Source organism: Chloroflexota bacterium (genome assembly GCA_026713825.1).
GTDB lineage: Bacteria > Chloroflexota > Dehalococcoidia > Lucifugimonadales > UBA1127 > UBA1127.
In genome coordinates this window covers 1-1680 of sequence record JAPONS010000060.1, presented here as the reverse complement: position 1 = coordinate 1680, position 1680 = coordinate 1, and the positions used below count along the sequence as shown (strand labels likewise).

2 protein-coding genes are annotated in these 1680 nt (G+C 66.1%); both read left to right on the top strand.

The window, feature by feature from the left end; all coding sequences use genetic code 11:
- Positions 1-433: 433 nt before the first annotated feature.
- Positions 434-1042: a hypothetical protein gene (locus tag OXC99_07425; protein MCY4624814.1), complete on the top strand. Its 609-nt coding sequence runs from the start codon at positions 434-436 to the stop codon at positions 1040-1042.
- Positions 1043-1045: 3 nt separating this feature from the next.
- Positions 1046-1680, top strand: a 635-nt coding sequence (locus OXC99_07420) for a hypothetical protein (protein MCY4624813.1), incomplete at its 3' end; no start/stop codon positions are given.

Below are 1680 nucleotides of genomic sequence, written 5' to 3'. Positions count from 1 at the left end.
CCGGTCCTAACCCCGGGTTTCGGCCACGCACAAGGCCCGACTCCTCACGGGCTGCGACATGTGGACCACCTGTAGGGGGCAATGCGGGATTCCGGCCCGTTTCCGCCCTTGCTTCATGCGGCCCACCCGCCCCCGTTTTGCGGAGCGAGACCGACCTGGGGACTTAAGTCGAAGTGTTCACAACTTCTGCGCAATTTCGGCCTCATTTGTTCCTGTTTCAGCTTTGCCGTGACCCCGCAGAAGACTCCGCAATAAACCCTCTTTTCCTGTACAGCCCCATTACTGCACAGGAGGGCGCCCCTTGCCTAGAACCTCGAAAGGGGCGACAAACATGTTGCCCCTTTCAGGCAGTTTTCACCGTTATTTCGTTTGTTCAAACTCTCTGGCGAGCGCCGCAAACCGGCGTTTCGTAGCAGGACAAAGAGAGGTGAATATGTCGGCGCTGAAATCGAGACTCCGGTCGGTTAGAAGGTTCATTCCCCTGGCCTCCGCGCTGCTCCTGGCGGCGCTGGTGGCGATCCCGTCCAGCGGGACCGCCCTGGCCCAGGAGCCGTGGGGCGACCACATCGTCCTGGTCAACGCCGACCGGGAGTTCGTCGAGCGCAAGGGCGGCGGCGAGTTCGTGGCCCGCCCCGTCTTCGACCGGAAGATCACGGTCCTCCACTACGCCGTTAGGGACGCGGACACCGGGGACTGGATCAGCGCCGTCTACCAGGTCAAGGGCGGCGAGAAGAAGCGCTCAGACGGCTGGGAGTACTCCTGGGAGTACCCGGCCCTGGACGAGCAGCCCGACCTCGACCGCGACAAGGCGTACCTGCTGGTGATGCTGGTCCAGTCCGAGGACGGCAAGCGGGGCGACTTCTACGCCGTCGTCCCCATCCACCAGCCCGGACGCATCTGGGACAAGATCCTCTCCGCCCTCAACCCCGGACGCTGGGCCAGGGCCTTCGCCGGGTGGATCATCGAGGGCACCCACGGGACGCTCTGCGGCGTGGTCGAGGAGTTCTCCCAAGAGGACGCCGACAACTGCGGGGGCGGGTAGCCGATGAGCGACATCATCACCGGCACTCCCCCCGACCTCACCTACGCCCACGACATCGTGCGCCAGGCGTGGATGGTCGTCTGGGCCGTCACGTCCGGCGCGCTGGTGGTCATTCTCGGCTGGATGGGGCTGACCCTCATCATGTCCGAGCACTTGGGCAGCCGTCAGGCCGGATGGCGGGAGATGGTCCCCCGGCTGGTGCTCGGCCTCGTCGCCGCCGCGTCGTCCCTGTGGTGGTGCGCCCTGGTCCTGGACGTGGCCGACGCCGTGTCAGGCTTCGTCGCCGTCTCCCTCAACGTCACCGCCGGGGACATGCTGCGCTCCACCCTCAAGACTTTGCTCACCGCCGTACAGGCCGGGAGCGGGGGCATGGCCCTGCTCCTTGCCGTCCTCTACCTCGTCTACGGCTTCTTCGTCCTCTACGTCATCGTGCAGATGGTGCTGCGGCTGGCCCTCATCGACCTGCTGCTGACCCTCGCGCCCATCGCCCTGGGGCTGTGGATGCTGCCCCACACGGCGGGCTGGGGCCGCCACTGGCTGCGGCTCTTCATGACGACGGTGTTCCAGCAGGCGGTGCAGCTCATCGCGCTGGCATTGGGGTTCGGGCTCCTCGGCGAGGCGGCTCCCATCGCCGCCTT

Coding starts and splice junctions, on each gene's coding strand:
- OXC99_07425 (MCY4624814.1), top strand. CDS start 434: ATGTCGGCGCTGAAATCGAGACTCCGGTCGGTTAGAAGGTTCATTCCC.